The organism is Enterococcus sp. DIV0774 (assembly GCF_050539095.1).
GTDB classification, from domain to species: domain Bacteria; phylum Bacillota; class Bacilli; order Lactobacillales; family Enterococcaceae; genus Enterococcus; species Enterococcus faecalis.
The window spans coordinates 981,698-999,994 of record NZ_CP172923.1; the positions used below are offsets into that span (position 1 = coordinate 981,698).

General features: G+C 37.7%; 15 protein-coding genes. 10 read left to right on the forward strand and 5 right to left on the reverse strand.

What is annotated here, in order from left to right; all coding sequences use genetic code 11:
- The first annotated feature begins 5 nt into the window (after window positions 1-5).
- The 7 genes from IGL86_RS04860 to IGL86_RS04890 are packed head-to-tail and all read left to right on the forward strand — an operon-like array spanning window position 6 to window position 10,338.
- Complete coding sequence (locus IGL86_RS04860) at window positions 6-1,604, forward strand: ABC transporter substrate-binding protein (protein ID WP_002357899.1); 1,599 nt, start codon at window positions 6-8, stop codon at window positions 1,602-1,604.
- A 56-nt stretch (window positions 1,605-1,660) separates the two neighbouring features.
- On the forward strand, window positions 1,661-2,254 hold the full coding sequence (locus IGL86_RS04865) for a DUF624 domain-containing protein (RefSeq protein WP_002357898.1): 594 nt from the start codon (window positions 1,661-1,663) through the stop codon (window positions 2,252-2,254).
- Entirely contained in the window at window positions 2,247-3,164 is a 918-nt protein-coding gene (locus IGL86_RS04870; protein ID WP_025187081.1) for an acetylxylan esterase, read from the forward strand. The genes IGL86_RS04865 and IGL86_RS04870 overlap by 8 nt, the downstream gene beginning before the upstream one ends.
- Window positions 3,145-3,909, forward strand: coding sequence for an endonuclease/exonuclease/phosphatase family protein (locus tag IGL86_RS04875; RefSeq protein ID WP_025187080.1), 765 nt, complete (start codon window positions 3,145-3,147; stop codon window positions 3,907-3,909). Before IGL86_RS04870 ends, IGL86_RS04875 begins: the two co-directional genes overlap by 20 nt.
- A 4-nt stretch (window positions 3,910-3,913) precedes the next feature.
- Complete coding sequence (locus IGL86_RS04880) at window positions 3,914-6,064, forward strand: glycoside hydrolase family 3 N-terminal domain-containing protein (protein WP_033625355.1); 2,151 nt, start codon at window positions 3,914-3,916, stop codon at window positions 6,062-6,064.
- A gap of 17 nt (window positions 6,065-6,081) precedes the next feature.
- Window positions 6,082-9,357, forward strand: a complete 3,276-nt coding sequence (locus tag IGL86_RS04885; RefSeq protein ID WP_033625354.1) for a GH36-type glycosyl hydrolase domain-containing protein — start codon at window positions 6,082-6,084, stop codon at window positions 9,355-9,357.
- A 15-nt stretch (window positions 9,358-9,372) separates the two neighbouring features.
- On the forward strand, window positions 9,373-10,338 hold the full coding sequence (locus IGL86_RS04890; protein ID WP_002357893.1) for a LacI family DNA-binding transcriptional regulator: 966 nt from the start codon (window positions 9,373-9,375) through the stop codon (window positions 10,336-10,338).
- Between the two features lie 32 nt (window positions 10,339-10,370).
- Here IGL86_RS04890 and IGL86_RS04895 read toward each other — a convergent pair whose 3' ends face one another.
- Window positions 10,371-10,901, reverse strand: coding sequence for a DUF5067 domain-containing protein (locus IGL86_RS04895; protein ID WP_002384665.1), 531 nt, complete (start codon window positions 10,899-10,901; stop codon window positions 10,371-10,373).
- 270 nt (window positions 10,902-11,171) lie between these two features.
- The gene (locus IGL86_RS04900) at window positions 11,172-11,885 is read right to left on the reverse strand and encodes a GntR family transcriptional regulator (protein ID WP_002366529.1); all 714 of its coding nucleotides are present in this window, start codon (window positions 11,883-11,885) and stop codon (window positions 11,172-11,174) included.
- A 242-nt stretch (window positions 11,886-12,127) separates the two neighbouring features.
- Between IGL86_RS04900 and IGL86_RS04905 the strand changes: the two genes are divergently transcribed.
- The 3 genes from IGL86_RS04905 (at window position 12,128) to IGL86_RS04915 (ending at window position 15,567) form a co-directional block, all read left to right on the forward strand.
- Complete coding sequence (locus IGL86_RS04905) at window positions 12,128-13,561, forward strand: glycoside hydrolase family 1 protein (protein WP_002366531.1); 1,434 nt, start codon at window positions 12,128-12,130, stop codon at window positions 13,559-13,561.
- A 24-nt stretch (window positions 13,562-13,585) separates the two neighbouring features.
- The gene (locus IGL86_RS04910; RefSeq protein ID WP_010712336.1) at window positions 13,586-14,635 is read left to right on the forward strand and encodes an oxidoreductase; all 1,050 of its coding nucleotides are present in this window, start codon (window positions 13,586-13,588) and stop codon (window positions 14,633-14,635) included.
- Window positions 14,636-15,108: 473 nt separating this feature from the next.
- Window positions 15,109-15,567: a DUF441 domain-containing protein gene (locus IGL86_RS04915; protein ID WP_002357887.1), complete on the forward strand. Its 459-nt coding sequence runs from the start codon at window positions 15,109-15,111 to the stop codon at window positions 15,565-15,567.
- 38 nt (window positions 15,568-15,605) lie between these two features.
- Here the strand turns inward: IGL86_RS04915 and IGL86_RS04920 are convergent, their stop codons facing one another.
- The 3 genes from IGL86_RS04920 to efbA form a co-directional block, all read right to left on the reverse strand.
- Entirely contained in the window at window positions 15,606-15,947 is a 342-nt protein-coding gene (locus IGL86_RS04920) for an iron-sulfur cluster biosynthesis family protein (protein WP_002391631.1), read from the reverse strand.
- Between the two features lie 73 nt (window positions 15,948-16,020).
- Window positions 16,021-16,284 carry a hypothetical protein gene (locus IGL86_RS04925; RefSeq protein ID WP_002381957.1) on the reverse strand — a complete coding sequence of 88 codons (264 nt, stop codon included), beginning with the start codon at window positions 16,282-16,284 and terminating at the stop codon, window positions 16,021-16,023.
- Window positions 16,285-16,439: 155 nt separating this feature from the next.
- Entirely contained in the window at window positions 16,440-18,152 is a 1,713-nt protein-coding gene (gene efbA, locus IGL86_RS04930; protein ID WP_002360516.1) for a fibronectin-binding protein EfbA, read from the reverse strand.
- Window positions 18,153-18,297 lie beyond the last annotated feature (145 nt).

Here is an 18,297-nt window from a genome sequence, read left to right on the forward strand (position 1 = left end):
ACAATATGAAAAAAGTTTTAGGCGGTTTATTGGTGGCAACGGCGGTCGTTAGTTTAGCGGCCTGTAGCGGAGGGGAAAAGAAAGCTAGCTCAGATGTCTCAATTAAGGATCGGTATGAATTAGATGAAAAGACGCCTGCTTGGAAGTTAGATAAGAAGAAAGAACCGACCAAGATTAAATGGTATATTAACTCAGATTGGACGGCATTGCCTTTTGGAAAAGATGTGACCACTGCGCAGATTAAAAAAGATTTAAATGTGGATATTGAATTTATTTCCGGCGATGATTCAAAATTAAATGCCATGATTTCAAGTGGAGATATGCCTGATATTGTGACATTAACTGAAAAAACTGGACAAGCAGCATTGAAAGCAGATTCTTGGGCCTATTCTTTAAACGATTTAGCTAAAAAATATGACCCCTATTTAATGAAAGTTGTTAACCAAGATACGTTTAAATGGTATGCCTTAGAGGATGGAAAAACATATGGTTACCCTAATTACTCTAATACAAAAGCGGATTATGAAAGTGGAAATATCCCAGTAAATGATAATTTTGTTATACGTGAAGATGTCTATAATGCATTAGGCAAGCCAGACGTTTCAACACCAGAAAATTTTGAAAAAGTCATGCAACAGATTAAAGAAAAATATCCTGAGATGACCCCAATGGGCTTCACCACAGTGGGCGATGGTGCAGGACCATTTTTAGACAAATTACAAGACTTCTTAGGTGTTCCTTTAGAGGATAAAAATGGTAAATACTATGATCGAAATTTAGATAAAGAATACTTAGAATGGTTAAAAACATTTAATGATGTTTACCGAGCAGGCAATATTAGTGATGATAGCTTCACAGATGATGGAGCGACGTTTGATGAAAAAGTGAAACAAGGAAATTATGCAACCATGCTCGTTGCTGGAACCAGCGGTCAAGGTGGGAACTTCACAGAATTTATGAAAAAATCTGGCACACGTTATATAGCCATTGATGGACCAAGTAGCACTTCTGGCCGAAAACCAACATTAAATCAAACCGGCATTTCAGGTTGGTTAAGTAATTACATTACGAAAGATGCGAAAGATCCAGCGAAAGTCACTCAACTGTTCACATATTTAATTGATGAACCGGGACAAATTTTAACAAAATATGGCGTTGAAGGAGTTACTTATGCGTACAATGATCAAGGAAAAATTGATTATTTACCAGAAGTGAAAAAATTAGAACAAACAGACAATGATGCCTACAACAAAAAATATGGCATTAGTCGTTTCCTATACTTTAACAATGACCGTGTCAATAAACTAAAAGTGCCAATGGAAAGTGCTTTAACGCAAATGCAAGAATGGGGCAAAGGAAAATTAGTCCCACATTTCGTAATTGAAAATATTAATCCAGATGCAGGAACGCCGGAAGCTCGGGCGAATGAAGCGATTGAAACCAAACTAAATACAACCGTTATTTCAATGATTCGTGCGAAAGATGATAAAGCCTTTGACAAATCTTTAGAAGACTACAAAGCATTCTTAAAATCAAATAAATGGGATGCAATTGAAAAAATAAAATCTGAGAAAATGGCAGAAAACAGAGACAAACTTAAGTAAGAGAGGAGGAGAGAAAAGCGGATAAAGCAACGAGAAATCCGCTTTTCTCTTTTAATATGAATAAGCTATTTGCATATGAAGGTTGGTATTATAGGATTTTTTCTTTTATTGCCAACTTGATCATTATTAATTTTCTCTTTTTAATTACCTGTATAACAGGCATCTTTAGCGGTGTCGGCTTAATTGCGTTGTATCGAACGATCTATCGTTTGTATCGTGAAAAAGATATTCCTGTTTTGCGAACGTTTTGGACAGCATTAAAAAATAATATCATGCGAGGTTTTATTTTAACAGGTGTCTTGTTCGTTGCTTTTTTACTGGGCGGTATTGTCGTAACAAGTTTATTTAAAATAGCCACTAGTTTAGGTTTCTTAGCTATTTTTCTATTAAGTTTTGTTGCATTATTTTTGACGAGTTTTCTTTTTCTCTTTTCCGTTTTTAATTGGTCCGTTAAAAAGACACTAGGTGAGACGGTTTATGTGGTCTTAAGTAATAGTGCCAATGCGATTATTTTGTTTATTTTACCTCTTTTAACGTTTGTTTTTTTCTATAAGCTTAATTTGTTTTTATATATTGCGTTAGGATTCGGGACAACGGCTTTTCTTCAAGTTGCGTTTTTTCAGAAAGTGTTAGGTGTGGAACATGAATGAGTATTTTGAGTTTTGGCAAAAGACCAAGGAAGAACTTCAAAAAATACCGCTAGATATCCATCGGCGGGTCATTGACTATCCATTGGAAAATGTTCAAGTGGAACAGGTCGACTTTTTAAGTTTCCTAGGTGAGCGCATCTTTGGCTATTTGTTACTTCCTAAAACGGCGGGGAAACAGCCAATAGTGATTGATTGTTTAGGCTATATGAATCATATTCAAGAACCTTGGCAATTTGCTCATTGGACACAAATTGGTTGTGCTTGTTTTGTCATTGATAATCGAGGTCAAGGGGGATTAACCAAAGATCGCGTGCCATATCAAACAATTTGGCATGAAGCACCAATGGGACGAGGATTTCTAGACAAAGAAGATTGGTACCAACGCCGCTTGTTTGCTGACCATTTACGTAGCGTAGAAGTGGTGCGGACCTTTACTGAAATTAATCAGGACCAAATCATTCTTCGTGGTGGTTCCCAAGGGGGTGGCGTAGTGTTAATGGTGAACAGTTTAGTTGACTTCCCGATTTTAGCTACTTTTGCAGATGTTCCAAGTCATTCTTGTTTAGAAAATCGAGTATCAGAAGGAACGGGTTCGTATCAAATTATTCATCAGTACTTACAAGAGCATCCTCAAGCGCATGAAAAAATTGCCGCGGTTCTTCCTTATTTTGATAGTCGTCACTTTGTTTCGCAAATTAAAAATCCAGTCTTTGCTTCTGTTGGGAGTCACGATCCGATATGTCCAATGAAAGATTTTTTCCCTTCTTATCATCAGATAAAGGCAAGAAAAGCAGTCAGAGTGTATTGGAAAAAAGGCCATGGTGGCGGAGAAACAACCCAGATCCGTCGTGAAATGCGTCAAATTCAACAACTATTGCAGGAGGTTAAAAATGAAAATAGCTACGTATAATGTCCGGGTAGATACAGAGTATGACCAAGATTGGCAATGGTCTTTTCGTAAAGAGGCTGTTTGTCAGTTAATCAATTTTCATGATTGGAGCCTTTGTTGTATTCAAGAAGTACGACCGAATCAAGTCAGGGATTTAAAGGCGTATACAACATTCACCTGTCTTTCTGCGGAAAGAGAAGGGGATGGTCAAGGAGAAGGACTAGCGATTCTCTATAACGAACAAAAAGTTCAGGCTATTGATACAGGGTATTTTTGGTTATCTGAAACACCTCAGCAGCCAAGTATCCATCCTGAAGCTGGCTGTCCAAGAATTGCTTTGTGGGGACTATTTAAGGAAACGACTCAAAATACGCCTTTTTTAGTCATCAATGTTCATTTGGATCATATTTCAGATCATGCTCGTTTAGCAGGAATGACCGTTATCTTAGAGGAGTTACATGACAAAATTGCACAGTATCCAACTTTATTAATGGGCGATTTTAATGCAGAGTCGGGGGAAGCGGTGCATCAACTTGTTCAAAAAAAATTTCAAGATAGCAAAAATTTAGCTACTCATTATGGCCCAAGAGGAACATTTCAAAATTTTACTTACACAAAACCTTGGGCGGAATTAGAAGAAATTGATTATATTTATGTAAAAGGTTGGCAAGTACAGAAAACTGCAAGTTTAACAGATAGCATCGATGGACGTTTTCCTTCCGACCATTTTCCTTTAGAAGCAGAAGTATGTATTGAAGAAAGGTGAGAGTATGAAAGAAAATCAACTGATTCAATTAGTCGAAGAAATGACGATTGATGAGAAAATTAATCAATTATTACAATTAGCAGCAGCGTTTTATTCAGATAAAGCAGAAGAAAAGACCGGCCCCATGTCAGAGCTAGGACTAAGTCAAGAAACGATTGATACGGCGGGGACAACACTGGGTGTTTCCGGTGCAAACGAAGCAAAACGTGTTCAAAAAGAATATATGCAAAATCATCGATTAAATATTCCAACACTTTTAATGGCGGATATTATTCATGGTTTCAGAACCATCTTTCCGATTCCTTTGGCTTTAGGAAGCACTTGGGATGAAGCAGCGGTTGAAAAAATGGCGGAGATTTCAGCAAAAGAAGCTGCTGTTTCGGGATTACATGTAACCTTTTCGCCAATGGTTGATTTAGTGCGCGATCCACGTTGGGGACGCGTAATGGAGTCAACAGGTGAAGATCCATTACTCAACAGCCGCTTAGCTGCTGCAATGGTTAGAGGTTACCAAGGAGAAAATTTAAAAGAGGACAATTGGCGAGTAGCCGCGTGCGTGAAGCACTTTGCGGCATATGGTGGTGCCTTAGCTGGTCGGGATTATAATACGGTAGATATGTCTGAACGGCAGCTAAGAGAAATGTATTTACCTGGCTATAAAGCTGGATTAGATGCGGGTGCAAAACTTGTCATGACGTCCTTCAATACAGTGGATGGGGTTCCTGCTACAGGCAACCAATGGCTGTTTAGAGACGTATTACGAAATGAATTTGGCTTTGAAGGGGTTGTGATTTCAGACTGGGGAGCGATTAAAGAATTAATTCCTCATGGCGTTGCCAAAGATGAAAAACAGGCAGCAGAATTGGCTATCAAAGCTGGTGTAGATATTGAAATGATGACCACGTGTTATCCAGATTATTTAAAAGAATTACTTGAAGAAGGCCGGATTGCTGAAACACTTATTGATGAAGCAGTTATGCGAATTTTAAAACTAAAAAATGAGCTAGGCTTATTTGAAAATCCCTATCGTGGTGCGGATGAACAAGCGGAAGCAGAAGTGATTTTAAGCAAAGAGCATCGAGAAATAGCTAAAAAGATTGCTCAAAAATCAATGGTTCTTTTAAAAAATGAAAATATTTTGCCTTTTACACCGCAAGAAAAAATCGCGCTTGTCGGCCCAGGGGCCCAATCACAAGATATTTTAGGGGCTTGGTCATGGCAAGGAAAGAAAGAAGAAGCCATTTCCCTCGTGGCTGGTGCCCAAAAATTAATCACAAATCTTCTAGTTGCCCAAGAACACTTTGATTACTTTGAACCGACCGCGGCGGCCATTGAAGAGGCCTTAACGTTAGCTAGTCAAGCAGATAAAGTAGTAGTGGCACTAGGCGAAACAGATTGGATGAGTGGGGAAGCTGCCAGTCGCAGTGATATTCGTCTACCCGAAAAACAATTAGCAGTAGTGGCACAAATTATTGAGAAAAATCCCAATGTTGTTGTCACGGTCTACAGTGGCCGGCCCTTAGATTTACAAGGGATAGATGTTGCAAAAGGAATTGTGCAAGCTTGGCAACCTGGAACAGAAGGGGGCAATGCGCTAGCAGAAATTTTGTGGGGAGAGTACAATCCAAGTGGTCGTTTAAGTATGTCGTTCCCAGAAACGGTTGGTCAAGTGCCAATTTTTTACAATGTCGACAATACTGGGCGTCCTTATGAGTCAGCACCAGAAGAAAAATATGTTTCTAAATATTTAGATGTCTCCAATTACGCTAAATATCCCTTTGGATTTGGCTTAAGTTATAGTCATTTCTCTTATCAACCAATTCAACTAAGTGCATTAACATTTACCAAAGAACAACCAGTCACTGTCTCTGTTTTAGTAAGAAATGACAGTCCAATCGCTGGAGAGGAAACCGTGCAATTTTATGTACGTGATTTGGTGGGACAAGTGGTTCGCCCAATTAAAGAGTTAAAAGATTTCCAAAAAGTTTGGCTGGAACCAAAGGAAGAAAAAGAAGTTCAGTTTCTTCTTTCAGAGGATATGGTGCGTTATGTTCATTCAGACAATCAGGTAACCAGTGATGCAGGTGAATTTATCGTAATGATTGGTGGAAATAGTCGCGATGTACAAACCGCAACAGTCACGTTAAATGAATAAGATGGGAAGGATAAGTTATGCAGATAAAGAAGCTTAAGCAAGCAGACACAGTTGCTACATTTCTAGAGACAGGTGATTTAAAAGAATTGAATAGCTGTGGCATGATGATTAATCAATTAGAAGGTAATCCTTTAGACGGCAGTATGAACCAACTCTATTTGCGGATAATTACAGGGGACACAATTAATTATCGACCAATGATTGGTTCCAACAGTCAAAGTGATTTTTATCTTTCAGATAACCAATTGACATGGCGGGGTGAATTTGAAGCAGTTCGTTACCAAGTTGACTTTCGTTTGGGGTCAAGCAATCAATGGTTCTGGCGGGTTAATGTCACTGGAACTGGCTTAGTAGATATTGTTTATGGTCAAGATATTGGCTTAGCGACAAAAGGAGCCGTTCAGTCAAATGAAGCGTATGTGTCGCAGTATCTTGATCATCACATTTGGCAAGAGGGCGAAGAGCTTGTTGTTTTATCAAGACAAAATCAACCGCAAAATGAGAAGTTTCCAGCCCTTATTCAAGGGAGTTTTCAAAAATTAGTAGGCTACTCAACGGACGGTTATCAATTTTTCGGACGTTCATTTAAACAAACAAACACACCAGAAGCATTGGGAAAAAGATATTTAGCAAATGAAGTCTATCAATATGAATTTGCTTACACCGCTTTACAAACGGAAGCCGTCCAATTAACGAATGAAAGTAAGGAATTTGTTTTTTATGGTGCGGTAACAGAAACACATCCGCAAGCATTAGCTGAACCTTTTTTATCGAAAGAAGACTTACAAGCTATTTATGAAACTGTGACATTCGATTTATTAGAAGAAACACAGGACTATCCTACGAAACTTTTAGGAGAACCTATCACAGGAAATCCATTAACAGAAGAAGAGTTGGCTGCACTTTATCCCATTCAGACACAAATTGAAAAAGTAGCAGGTCAGACGTATTCCTTTTTCACGGAAAATTACCATCACGTTGTTCTTCAAGAAAAAGAAATTGCCATGGAAAGAGCGCATGGCCACATTTTATTAAGTGGTAAAGGCTTAACGGTTGACGAACCTTTGCTTAGTACGACAGTGTATATGTATGGCATTTTCAATTCACAAGTAGTTTTAGGAAATACGACCATGAACAAATTAATGAGTAATAGCCGAAACGCTTTAAACGTTATGAAACGCTCTGGTCAACGAATCTACATTTTAGAGAATGGCTTATGGCGCTTACTAACAATGCCTTCTGCTTTTGAAATGGGGTTGAACTCTGCTACGTGGTATTATAAGTTGCCAAAGGATACAATTCGTGTACGCACCTTCACTTCGCCTGATTCAAGAGTGATTCAATTGGAAGTGACCAGTCAAAAGGATGCATATATGTGGGCTGTTTCTAACCATTTGTTATTAGGACCGGAAGAAGTACCAACCTATCAATTAGAACAAACTGGCAAAACGCTTCGAGTGACGGGAAATCATTCTGCCACAGAAAATTATTACCCAGAACTAACCTATGCATTGACAGTTGATAAATCATTTCAAGTAACCGATAGCACATTATTTGGTGGAGCTGAAGCAGACTTATTAGTCTTGGCAATCGAAAAGACCCAAAAATTTTCACTACTTATTATGGGCAGTATAGAGGACCAAGCATTAGTCAATACACCATTAGATTTTGAAAAAGCAGAAAGTCAATATTTGGCATTCATTAATGGCTTGTTACATCATTTTGAGTTAACACACACAGACTCAAGTGTGCAGCAAATGAATCAATTAACTCGTTGGTATACTCATAATATGCTCGTTCATTATTTGTCGCCACATGGCTTAGAACAGTATGGTGGAGCAGCTTGGGGCACACGAGATGTGTCGCAAGGACCGACAGAATTTTTCTTTGCGACGCAACAGCCTAAAATCGTGGCCTCCATTATTCAGCATCTATTTGAAAATCAATTTGAGGACGATGGCAACTGGCCGCAATGGTTTATGTTTGACCGATACGAAGAACAAAAAGCCAGTGAAAGCCATGGCGATATTATCGTCTGGCCATTGAAAGTAGTGACTGATTATTTGGAACAAACCGCAGATTATTCAATCTTAGCTACAGAAATCCCTTATACAAGTCGCAAAGATAATCACAAAACAAAAGAAACAGCATCTTTATTTGAACATTTGAAAAAAGAAATAAATTATATTGAACAACATTTTTTACCAGAAACTTTTCTATCCTGTTACGGTGACGGCGATTGGGATGACACGTTACAACCTTATGATAATCGTCTTAAAGAGCAAATGGCTAGTAGTTGGACCGTTGCCTTAACGTATCAAGTGTTGAAAAAATTTGCGGCTTTAATTACGGAAATCGATGCTACTTATAGTCAGCACTTAACAATTTTAGTCGCAGGAATAAAGAACGATTTTCAAAAATATATGTTGGCGGATGAAACGATTCCAGGGTTTATTTATATGGAAACGCCAGAAACTTTTGAACAAATGATTCACCCAAATGACCAAAAAACAGGGATTCAATATCGATTATTGCCAATGACTCGTAGTATGTTAGCCGAATTATTAACACCGGAACAAGTAAGTCATCATTTAAAAATTATTGAAAAAGAATTAACGTTTCCTGATGGCGTGCGCTTAATGAACAAACCAGCGAACTATCGAGGCGGTGTGAGCACTAATTTTAAACGAGCAGAACAGGCGGCTAATTTTGGTCGCGAAATTGGTTTACAGTATGTTCATGCGCACATTCGCTATACAGAAGCGATGGCGAAAATTGGTCAGCGAGACAAAACCTGGCAAGCATTAATGCAAATCAATCCAGTTCAATTAAAAGAAGTGGTTCACAATGCAGAGTTACGCCAAGCCAATGCCTATTTTAGTAGTTCCGATGGCGATTTTAAAACAAGGTATGAATCACAAGAAAATTTTGGTAAACTAAAAGATGGAAGTATTGGGGTAAAAGGTGGCTGGCGAATTTATTCAAGCGGGCCGGGAATTTATTTAAATCAATTAATTACAGCTGTTTTAGGGATTCGGCAAAAGGCCCAAAGTGTGGTTTTCGATCCCGTGTTACCAGAAAAATTGTCTGGTTTAGCACTAACTTACCAATTGTTTGATAAACCTGTCACATATAAATTTTATCCAAATCAGTCAGCGAAAATAGTTATTGATGGTCAAGAGGTTCCGTTTAAGTTTGAAGAAAACCCTTATCGAGAAGGGGGAATGGAAGTTCAAAAAGACGAGGTGCTTTCATTATTAAATGAAGCAAGTGTTATTGAAATTTACCATTAGAAAGGAGAGTAGTCCATGGTAGGAATTAAAGATATTGCAAAAAAAGCAGGCGTATCAATCTCGACCGTTTCTTACGCATTGAATGGGAGTTCAAAGGTAACTGAAGAAACACGAACGCGCATCCAAGCAATTGCTGAAGAGCTAAACTATGTTCCTAACATGGCCGCTCGCACATTAAAACGTCGTCAAACCAATATTATTGGTGTCTATTTGGCCGATTATGGCGGTAGTTTTTATGGTGAATTGTTGGAGGGAATTAAGAAAGGCTTAGCACTGTTTGATTATGAGATGATTGTCTGCAGCGGTAAAAAGTCACATCTTTTCATTCCTGAAAAAATGGTGGATGGGGCAATTATTTTAGATTGGACATTTCCAACAAAAGAAATTGAAAAGTTTGCTGAACGAGGCCATTCAATCGTTGTCCTTGATCGAACCACTGAGCATAGGAATATTCGGCAAGTTCTCTTGGATAATCGTGGCGGTGCCACGCAGGCAATTGAGCAATTTGTCAATGTGGGTTCAAAAAAAGTTCTTCTGCTTTCTGGACCAGAAAAAGGTTATGATAGCCAAGAAAGATTGGCTGTTAGTACACGAGAATTAACTCGTTTTGGGATACCTTATGAAATTATCCAAGGCGATTTTACCGAACCTTCTGGCTATGCGGCTGCTAAAAAAATTTTGAGTCAACCACAGACAGAACCAGTCGATGTTTTTGCTTTTAATGATGAAATGGCGATCGGTGTCTATAAATATGTTGCAGAAACAAATTACCAAATGGGGAAAGACATTCGGATTATTGGTTTTGATAATTCTGAACTAGGTGCGTTTGTGCAACCGCGATTAGCAACAATTGCCTATTCTAAACATCGATGGGGCATGGTGGCTGCAGAGAAAATTATTCATTTAATGCGGGGAGAACTTGCTGAGAGCGAACACATTTACACACGTTTTATAGAAGGAGAATCTTTTCCATCTGAATAATAAATAAAAAGTTTGGTCCAATGCTAGCTAAGCTAGCGGACCAAACTTTTTTCTGTAATGGTAATTTCTTCTGATGCAATGGGTTCATCCAGACTGAGAAGGCGATCTCTAAATTTAAAATGGACCGGCTTGTTCTCATTAATAAATTCATACGGGTAAGCGCCTTGGATTGTTTCACCAGGATTGATTTCATCTGCTAAACGATCTAATTTGTCTTGGAAAGGTGAATCTGTTAAGACTGCATATTGTAAATTTTGGGCTTTTCCGTGGACAGTTTGACTAACTTCCATAAAACTTTGAATCATTAGCTGAATATTTTGTGTTTTTTCGGTTGTATTGGTTAATTCAAACAGGACATAAAACATTGGTTTGCCTTGATAATCTTTTCCTTTATGCAAGGCAGTTAAGGCTAAACGACCATCTGGAACCAACAATGTTCGATTTTCATACGTCCCAATACTTGTCGCCAACACTTCATCAGGTGCGGGCGCACTTTGACTTGCTGGGCTGCCACTTACAGTTGAACAAGCACTTAATAAGGTACTTAGAACGAGTAAGCTCATTAAAATGTAGGGTTTCCTCATATAAAGTCCTCACTTTGGTTGATTGACTATGTAAAAAACAAATTGCTTGTATCTATATTAAAAAGAGTGCTACAAGCAATATTTTAATCGTAGTTCTAGTAAATAGCAATACTTTTATCAAAATTCATGTTTGGAAATATAATTTGAAAAATATTTTTAACTAACAGAAAAACATTTCTAACAAAAAGTATTGGCTCAAAGTAAAGAGATCATTTTGTTAGAAATGAGAAATGGCAACATAAAAGTTTTCTATTTTTCTGCAATTAAGACAGTTTCAAAAGTGAATTCACTAGGAATATGATTCGCAATTGAATATTCAAAAATATGTCCATTGCCTAGGTAAGCAATTTGTTCTGCACGCATCAGGAAATCATTATCGGTTAAGTTTAAATATTTTTTTTCCAACGCAGAAGGACGGATCCCAGAAATGCTGACCCGCGCACTTTGAATTTTTTGATGCAATTGTTCCGAAATATATTGATAAATGGAGACTTTCAATTCTTTCATTGTCAAGTTCGGAATTAAAGCAACGGGCATCCAAGTGTATTCAATAATTGAGGGCACATCTTCGATAATCCGTAAACGAATAATTTTGTAGACTAACTCTTCTTCTGTAATACTTAATTTTTCAGTCACCCAAGGCTCAGGTACTTCTGTTGCAAAGCCTAAAACCACGGATTCAACTTTTCCATCGTAGGTTGAGTAAGTGCCGGTTAACGGAGAAAATTTAGTAATGGTTCGATTTTGAAAGTCTTGAACAAAGCTGCCCGAGCCACGTCGTCTGACAACATAACCTTCTTGCACAAGCAAATGTAAGGCTTTTGTAATGGTTAGTTCGCTGACCTGATATTTTTCTGCAAGAAGACGACCTTGGGGTAACTTTTGATTAATGGGATAAACACCTGCTTCAATATCCTGTTTTATAGCTGCATAAATTTCTTTATAACGTGTATTTGTCCGCATCAGAGTCCTCCTTTATCACCAGTATTTCTCTCATTATACCATGAATTTAACATGTTAAAACTATATATTTATTTTTAACGTAACCACTTAATAATCAAGTACTTAAATAAAAGTAGTTGACTTATTCTTTTTAAAACTATATAGTTTTAAAAGTAAACAGAAGAACTTATTGATCTGATTGGTACTTTTTGTGAAAACCTTTTACAATAAAAGGGCAGCACAGAAAAGAGGGAGGTATGACAATGGAACATCACCAACTAAAAGCATTTCCGCAAGATTTTTTATGGGGCTCTGCTTCGGCAGCTTATCAAGTAGAAGGTGCTTGGAATGAAGACGGCAAAGGCGCCTCTGTTTGGGATGAATTTGTTCGGCTACCAGGAAAAACGTTCAAAGAGACAACTGGTGATTTAGCCGTCGATCATTATCATCGTTTCAAAGAAGATGTGGCTTTAATGAAACAACAAGGTTTAAAAGCATATCGTTTCTCGATTGCATGGACACGAATTTTACCTGAAGGACGTGGTCAAGTAAATCAAGCGGGACTGAAATTTTATTCAGATTTAATTGATGAGTTATTAGCGGCAGGAATTGAACCAATGGTAACTTTGTATCATTGGGATTTGCCAGCTGTTTTGCAAAAAGAATATGGTGGCTGGGAATCAAGAAAAATTATTGATGATTTTGTGGCCTATGCGAAGATTTTATTTGACGCTTTCCGTGGCAAAGTTCGCTATTGGATTAGTTTAAATGAACAAAATGTGTTTACTTCGTTAGGTTATCAATTAGCCGTGCATCCTCCCGGCGTAACAGATAATAAACGGATGTATGAGGCCAATCATATTGCTAATTTAGCCAATGCAGCAGTGATTAATGCGTTTCATGAATTAGAAATGCCTGGCAAAATTGGCCCTAGCTTTGCTTATACGCCTGTTTATGCCGTTGATGCGCATCCTGCCAATGTTTTGGCGGCAGAAAATGCAGAAGATTTGTTGTCGCATTTTTGGTTAGATGTCTATCTTTGGGGAGAATACCCAATTGCCGCATTAAATTACTTACAGGAGCAAGGTGTGGCCCCAACGATAAAAGAGGGCGATTTAGCGTTACTACGTTCAGCCAAACCTGATTTTCTAGGTATTAATTATTATCGGACGGATACGGTTGCTGCTAATCCATTAGATGGTGTTGGAATAGGGAAGATGAATACAACGGGTGAAAAGGGTTCTGAAACGGAATCTGGGGTACCGGGTCTATTTAAAAAAGTAAATAATCCATATGTTGAACGAACGAACTGGGATTGGGCCATTGACCCGCAAGGTTTGAGAATTGCCTTACGACGATTAGCTAGTCGCTATCAAGTGCCTATTTTAATTACTGAAAATGGGTTAGGCGAATATGATACCTTAACAGAAGATAAACAAATTCATGATACGTATCGCATTGATTATTTGCGAAGCCATATCCAAGCGATTCAAGAGGCGATTACGGATGGTGTTTCAGTTATTGGTTATTGTACATGGAGTTACACCGATTTACTGTCGTGGCTCAACGGCTATCAAAAGCGTTATGGTTTTGTCTATGTGGATCAAGATGAAACACAAAAAGGTTCCTTAGAAAGAATCCCGAAAGACAGTTATTATTGGTATCAAAAAGTCATTGAAACAAATGGACTTATCTAATTATAAGAAAAGAGTGTGGAAAATATGACAGTAAAAATGGGGTTTATTGGATTTGGTAAAAGTGCCAATCGTTACCATTTACCTTACGTAATGATTCGAGAAACACTAGAAGTGAAAACAATTTTCGATTTACATGTTAATGAAAAAGCAGCGGCGCCCTTTAAAGAAAAAGGCGTAAATTTTACCACTGACCTTAATGAATTATTGACGGATCCAGAAATTGAATTGATCACAATCTGTACGCCTGCGCATACACATTATGATTTAGCCAAACAAGCCATTTTAGCTGGTAAATCAGTGATTGTGGAAAAACCATTTTGTGATACGTTAGAACACGCAGAGGAATTATTTGCATTAGGGCAAGAAAAAGGGGTAGTAGTGATGCCTTATCAAAATCGACGTTTCGACGGCGATTACCTAGCGATGAAGCAAGTAGTAGAGCAAGGCTTTTTAGGAGAAATCAATGAAGTGGAAACGCATATTGATTATTATCGACCAGGAAGTATCACGGAACAAGGACCTAAAGAAAATGGTTCGTTTTACGGACTAGGCATTCATTTAATGGATCGCATGATTGCTCTTTTCGGGCGTCCAGATCAAGTCACTTATGATATTCGTAATAATGAAGTGAGCGAGGCAGTCGATAATTATTTTGACGTTGATTTACATTATGGTTCAAAATTAAAAGTAAAAGTTAAAACGAATCATTCTGTCGCTAGTCCGTATCCACGTTTTATTGTTCATGGCAGCAATGGCTCGTTCATCAAATATGGCGAAGATCAACAAGAAAATGATTTAAAAGCCGGAATCATGCCGGATGCACCAGGCTTTGGAGAAGATTCACCAATGTATTATGGAGAAGTGACCTACCGTAATGGCAATGGCGACTGGATTAAAAAACAAATTAAAACGCCTGTAGGTGATTACGGTCGTTATTATGATGCCGTCTATGAAACGTTGAAAAATGGTGCACCGCAACTAGTAACTAAAGAGCAAGCATTAACTAACATCGAAATTTTAGAAGCAGGTTTTCTTAACCCAAGTCCAAGTGTTTATCGTTTGAAAGAAAACTAAAGCGTGTTTAAATGACTTGAAAAGCGCCTGCCCTACAGTCCAGACAACTGTGGGGCAGGCGCTTTTATTTATAAAGAGTTGTGAATTTTAATATAAGAAACGTATATTGTTAGTAAAAATAAAAAAAGGAAAGACATCTTAGTAGCACTACTTCCCCAAGAATTGCTACTAAAATGTCTTTTGTGATGCTCGCTCAATTGAAGAGCCTTAAATAGGATATCGAATATCCAGTATAAATGCAAGTAAACTACTTTATAGTTAATATTAGTATACTTCATAAAATAATTTTTCAAAGAGAAAAAGGCTTGTTATGAGAAAAAATTAATTTTTAACTCGTTTTTTCTAAGCAAGATTCGGGTGAAAAAGACAATAATTACTGAAGCTGAATGGTAATTAAAGAGGTTCTTTGCTAAAATAGGAAAGACAAGAAAGTTTGGTTAACGAAAGAACCAAATCAGAAAGGAGGACAACCAGTGGAAAGTTGGCTTTTTTTACTACTGATTGCCTTGATTGCGTTTGTTGCAAAAAATCAAAGTTTATTAATTGCGTCAGTTGTTGTGCTTGCTTTAAAAGCTTTACCAAATAGTGCGAAAATCATGTCGTGGTTGTCAGATAAAGGCATTAATTTAGGCGTCACAATTATTTCAATTACCATTTTAGTCCCGATTGCTACAGGACAAATTGGCTTAAAGGATTTAATTCAATCATTCAAAACACCGATGGGATGGCTGGGGATACTTTGTGGAATTCTGGTGGCTGTTTTATCCTCAAAAGGAGTAGGTTTAATTAATCAATCGCCAGAGATTACGGTGGCCTTAGTTTTTGGAACGATTCTTGGCGTCGTTTTTTTAAAAGGAATTGCAGCTGGTCCGATTATTGCATCGGGGATGATGTACGTAATCATTACTACCTTTCAAGCCTTTCAACACTAAAAAAGCAAACAAAACGCGTAAACGTTTTGTTTGCTTTTTTAGTGTTGATAAATGTCCACATTACTATCTAATATGCCACTTTCATTTTTTAAAGTAATGGTTCCCGCATTCGGATGAATCACTAGCTGTAAATGCCCTGTTAAAAACATTTGGTCATACGTCGAAGTATAGACGTGAAAAGAATCATTAGCAATTGTTTCGGTATAAGGCGCTTCCGCTTGATCAACAGGAACGATAATGAAACGATCGCCAATCATACAACAACCTTCTGCGGAAGAATAAGGATTAGAGCCGTCATTTGCTACCAACAAGAAGGTGTTCGTTTCAGTTAAGAAAGGGGCTAAACGTTGTTTTACTTCTTCAGAAATAGTCAGAGACATTTGCCTCACTCCTTTAAATAGTATGTAAAAGGAAGAGGGTAGCTTGTCGCTATGCCGCTCTTCAAAGGTTTTATTATTTGCTTGTTTCTTTACTGCTTTTTTTGAAAAGAGCAATAGAAAAGGCGACAACTAAGACAACTGTTGCAGCTAAAACAAATGGATTTTTTGTTGCTGATGTGAACCCTAGGACTGTTGAACCAATCGCACCTACGTAAGATAAAATAATCGCTGCTTTCTTTGGTGTTGAAAGTTCTGTAAAGCTATCGCGGAAGGCGACACCTAAACCTAAAGCGCCAATAAAGGCAAACATCCCAAAAATAATGTGTAAAAAGACCATGAATTTCACCTCCAACAGTCAGTATAGAGAGAAATGGCTAGTTTGTAAACTAATTGAGCTTACTTGTGTTATTTATCACTTGATAAATGTCTTTGCCAATGCAAAAAAACAACGTACGATCAATCGGCAGTACGTTGTTTTTTAGTTTAATATAATTAGGAAGCAGAATCCTTATTTTGCTGGATTTTTTTGATCGATTCTTCTGTTGGCGTCACATATAACGTTCGTTGGTTTTCATAAATCACATAACCTGGTTTTGCTCCATTGGGTTTATGCACATGTTTTACTTGGACATAGTCAACAGGCACTTGTGAAGAAAGTCGATATTTTGAAAAATAAGCTGCTAGAAGTGCGGCTTCAGTAAGGGTTTCTTCGCTAGGATGTGCGTCACGAATAATTACATGAGATCCAGGAATATCTTTGGCATGGAGCCAATAATCAGTTTTTTTAGCGGTTCGTAAAGTCAATTGATCATTTTGCAAATTGTTTTTTCCAACGAGAATAGGTGTGCCATCTGTGGCATAAAAAAGATCGGGTTGGCTTTTTTTCGGCTGCTTTTGTTTTTTATTTTTTTTACGTTTTAAATAGCCTTGTTCAATCAGTTCTTCACGAATCACTTCAATGTCCATTGGTGTCGCAATTTCAAGTTGTGCCACAACTGACTCTAAATAAGAAATTTCTTGTTGTGTTTGCTGAATTTGTGTCTTAACAACTCGGACAGCATTTTTCAATTTTTGGTATTTTTGAAAATATTTTTGTGCATTTTGATTAGGTGAAAGTGCAGGATTTAGCGAGATACGCAACGGTGCATTTTCTTCATAATAATTTGGTAATTCCACCTCGGTGGCTCCTTTTGGGACTTGTGCCATGAAGGTTGTTAATAGTTCTCCGTCGCGACGGTAATTTTCAGCGTTTTCTGTATCGGCTAAGGTTTGTTGTAATTTTTTAAGTTTCTTTTGATTTCTTTTTAGTTCATTTTCAATTTTGCGAATTAGTTCGCCGCCTTGTTGTTTGACACGGTCTTTCTCTGCTTTACCAGAATAAAAGGCATCTAGTAATTCACTGAGTGTCGGATACGTTGTTTGTTCACCAACTAATGATTGATAAGGAATGGGCGTAAAATATTCTTTTTTTTCAGTGACTGTTAATGTCGGTACAACAGCTTCAGTGACTGAGGACCAAAATTCCGTCCAGATGGCCATTTTTTCATTTGGTTGTGCAAGTAAACGGGCACTTAATTCGTCTGCTGTATCTTTGCCTAGACCTTGGAAATGTTGTTGTAAATAGCGTCCGTTTAATTCAGGAGCTGTAGAAAGAAGCGCAAAGACTTCTTCTTTTGAGGCCGTGAGCGGATTAAGTCCCATTGGTTTTGGCGGTTCAATATAAGTTGCTCCAGGAAGCAACGAACGATAACTATTTTGGCTCATTCCAATGTGTTTTATCGCATCTAAGATTTTTCCAGAAGATTGGTTAACTAAAACGATAGTACTGTGACGTCCCATTAATTCAACAATCAAAACAATATTTTGTAAGTCACCTAGTTCATCTCTTTTTGAAAAGGTGAAGTGAATCACGCGATCATTTTCTATTTGTTGAATCGTTTCTAAAATGGCACCGTCCAGAAATTTTCGTAACATCATCACAAAATTAGGAGGTGTTTCCGGATTGCTATAGGTAATTGTAGATAGTTGTATGCGCGCATAACTAGGATGTGCTGATAATAATAATTTATGGTTTTTACCTTTCGCACGAATGACTAAAACGACTTCGTTTTCATAAGGTTGATGGATTTTTGAAATCCGACCACTTACGAGTGTTTCTGTCAACTCATGAACCATGCTATGAGTAAATACGCCATCAAATGACATAATAAATCCCTCGTTTCTTTCCGACTAATAGCTTTATTATAGCGGAGTTTTTGAATTTAAGAAAGAAGCTTGTTAAAAAGGAGTTGGGTTTTCCTTAGAAAGCTGGGGAAGTTTGCTGGTTTTTTTAGTAATTAAAGCGCAAGGG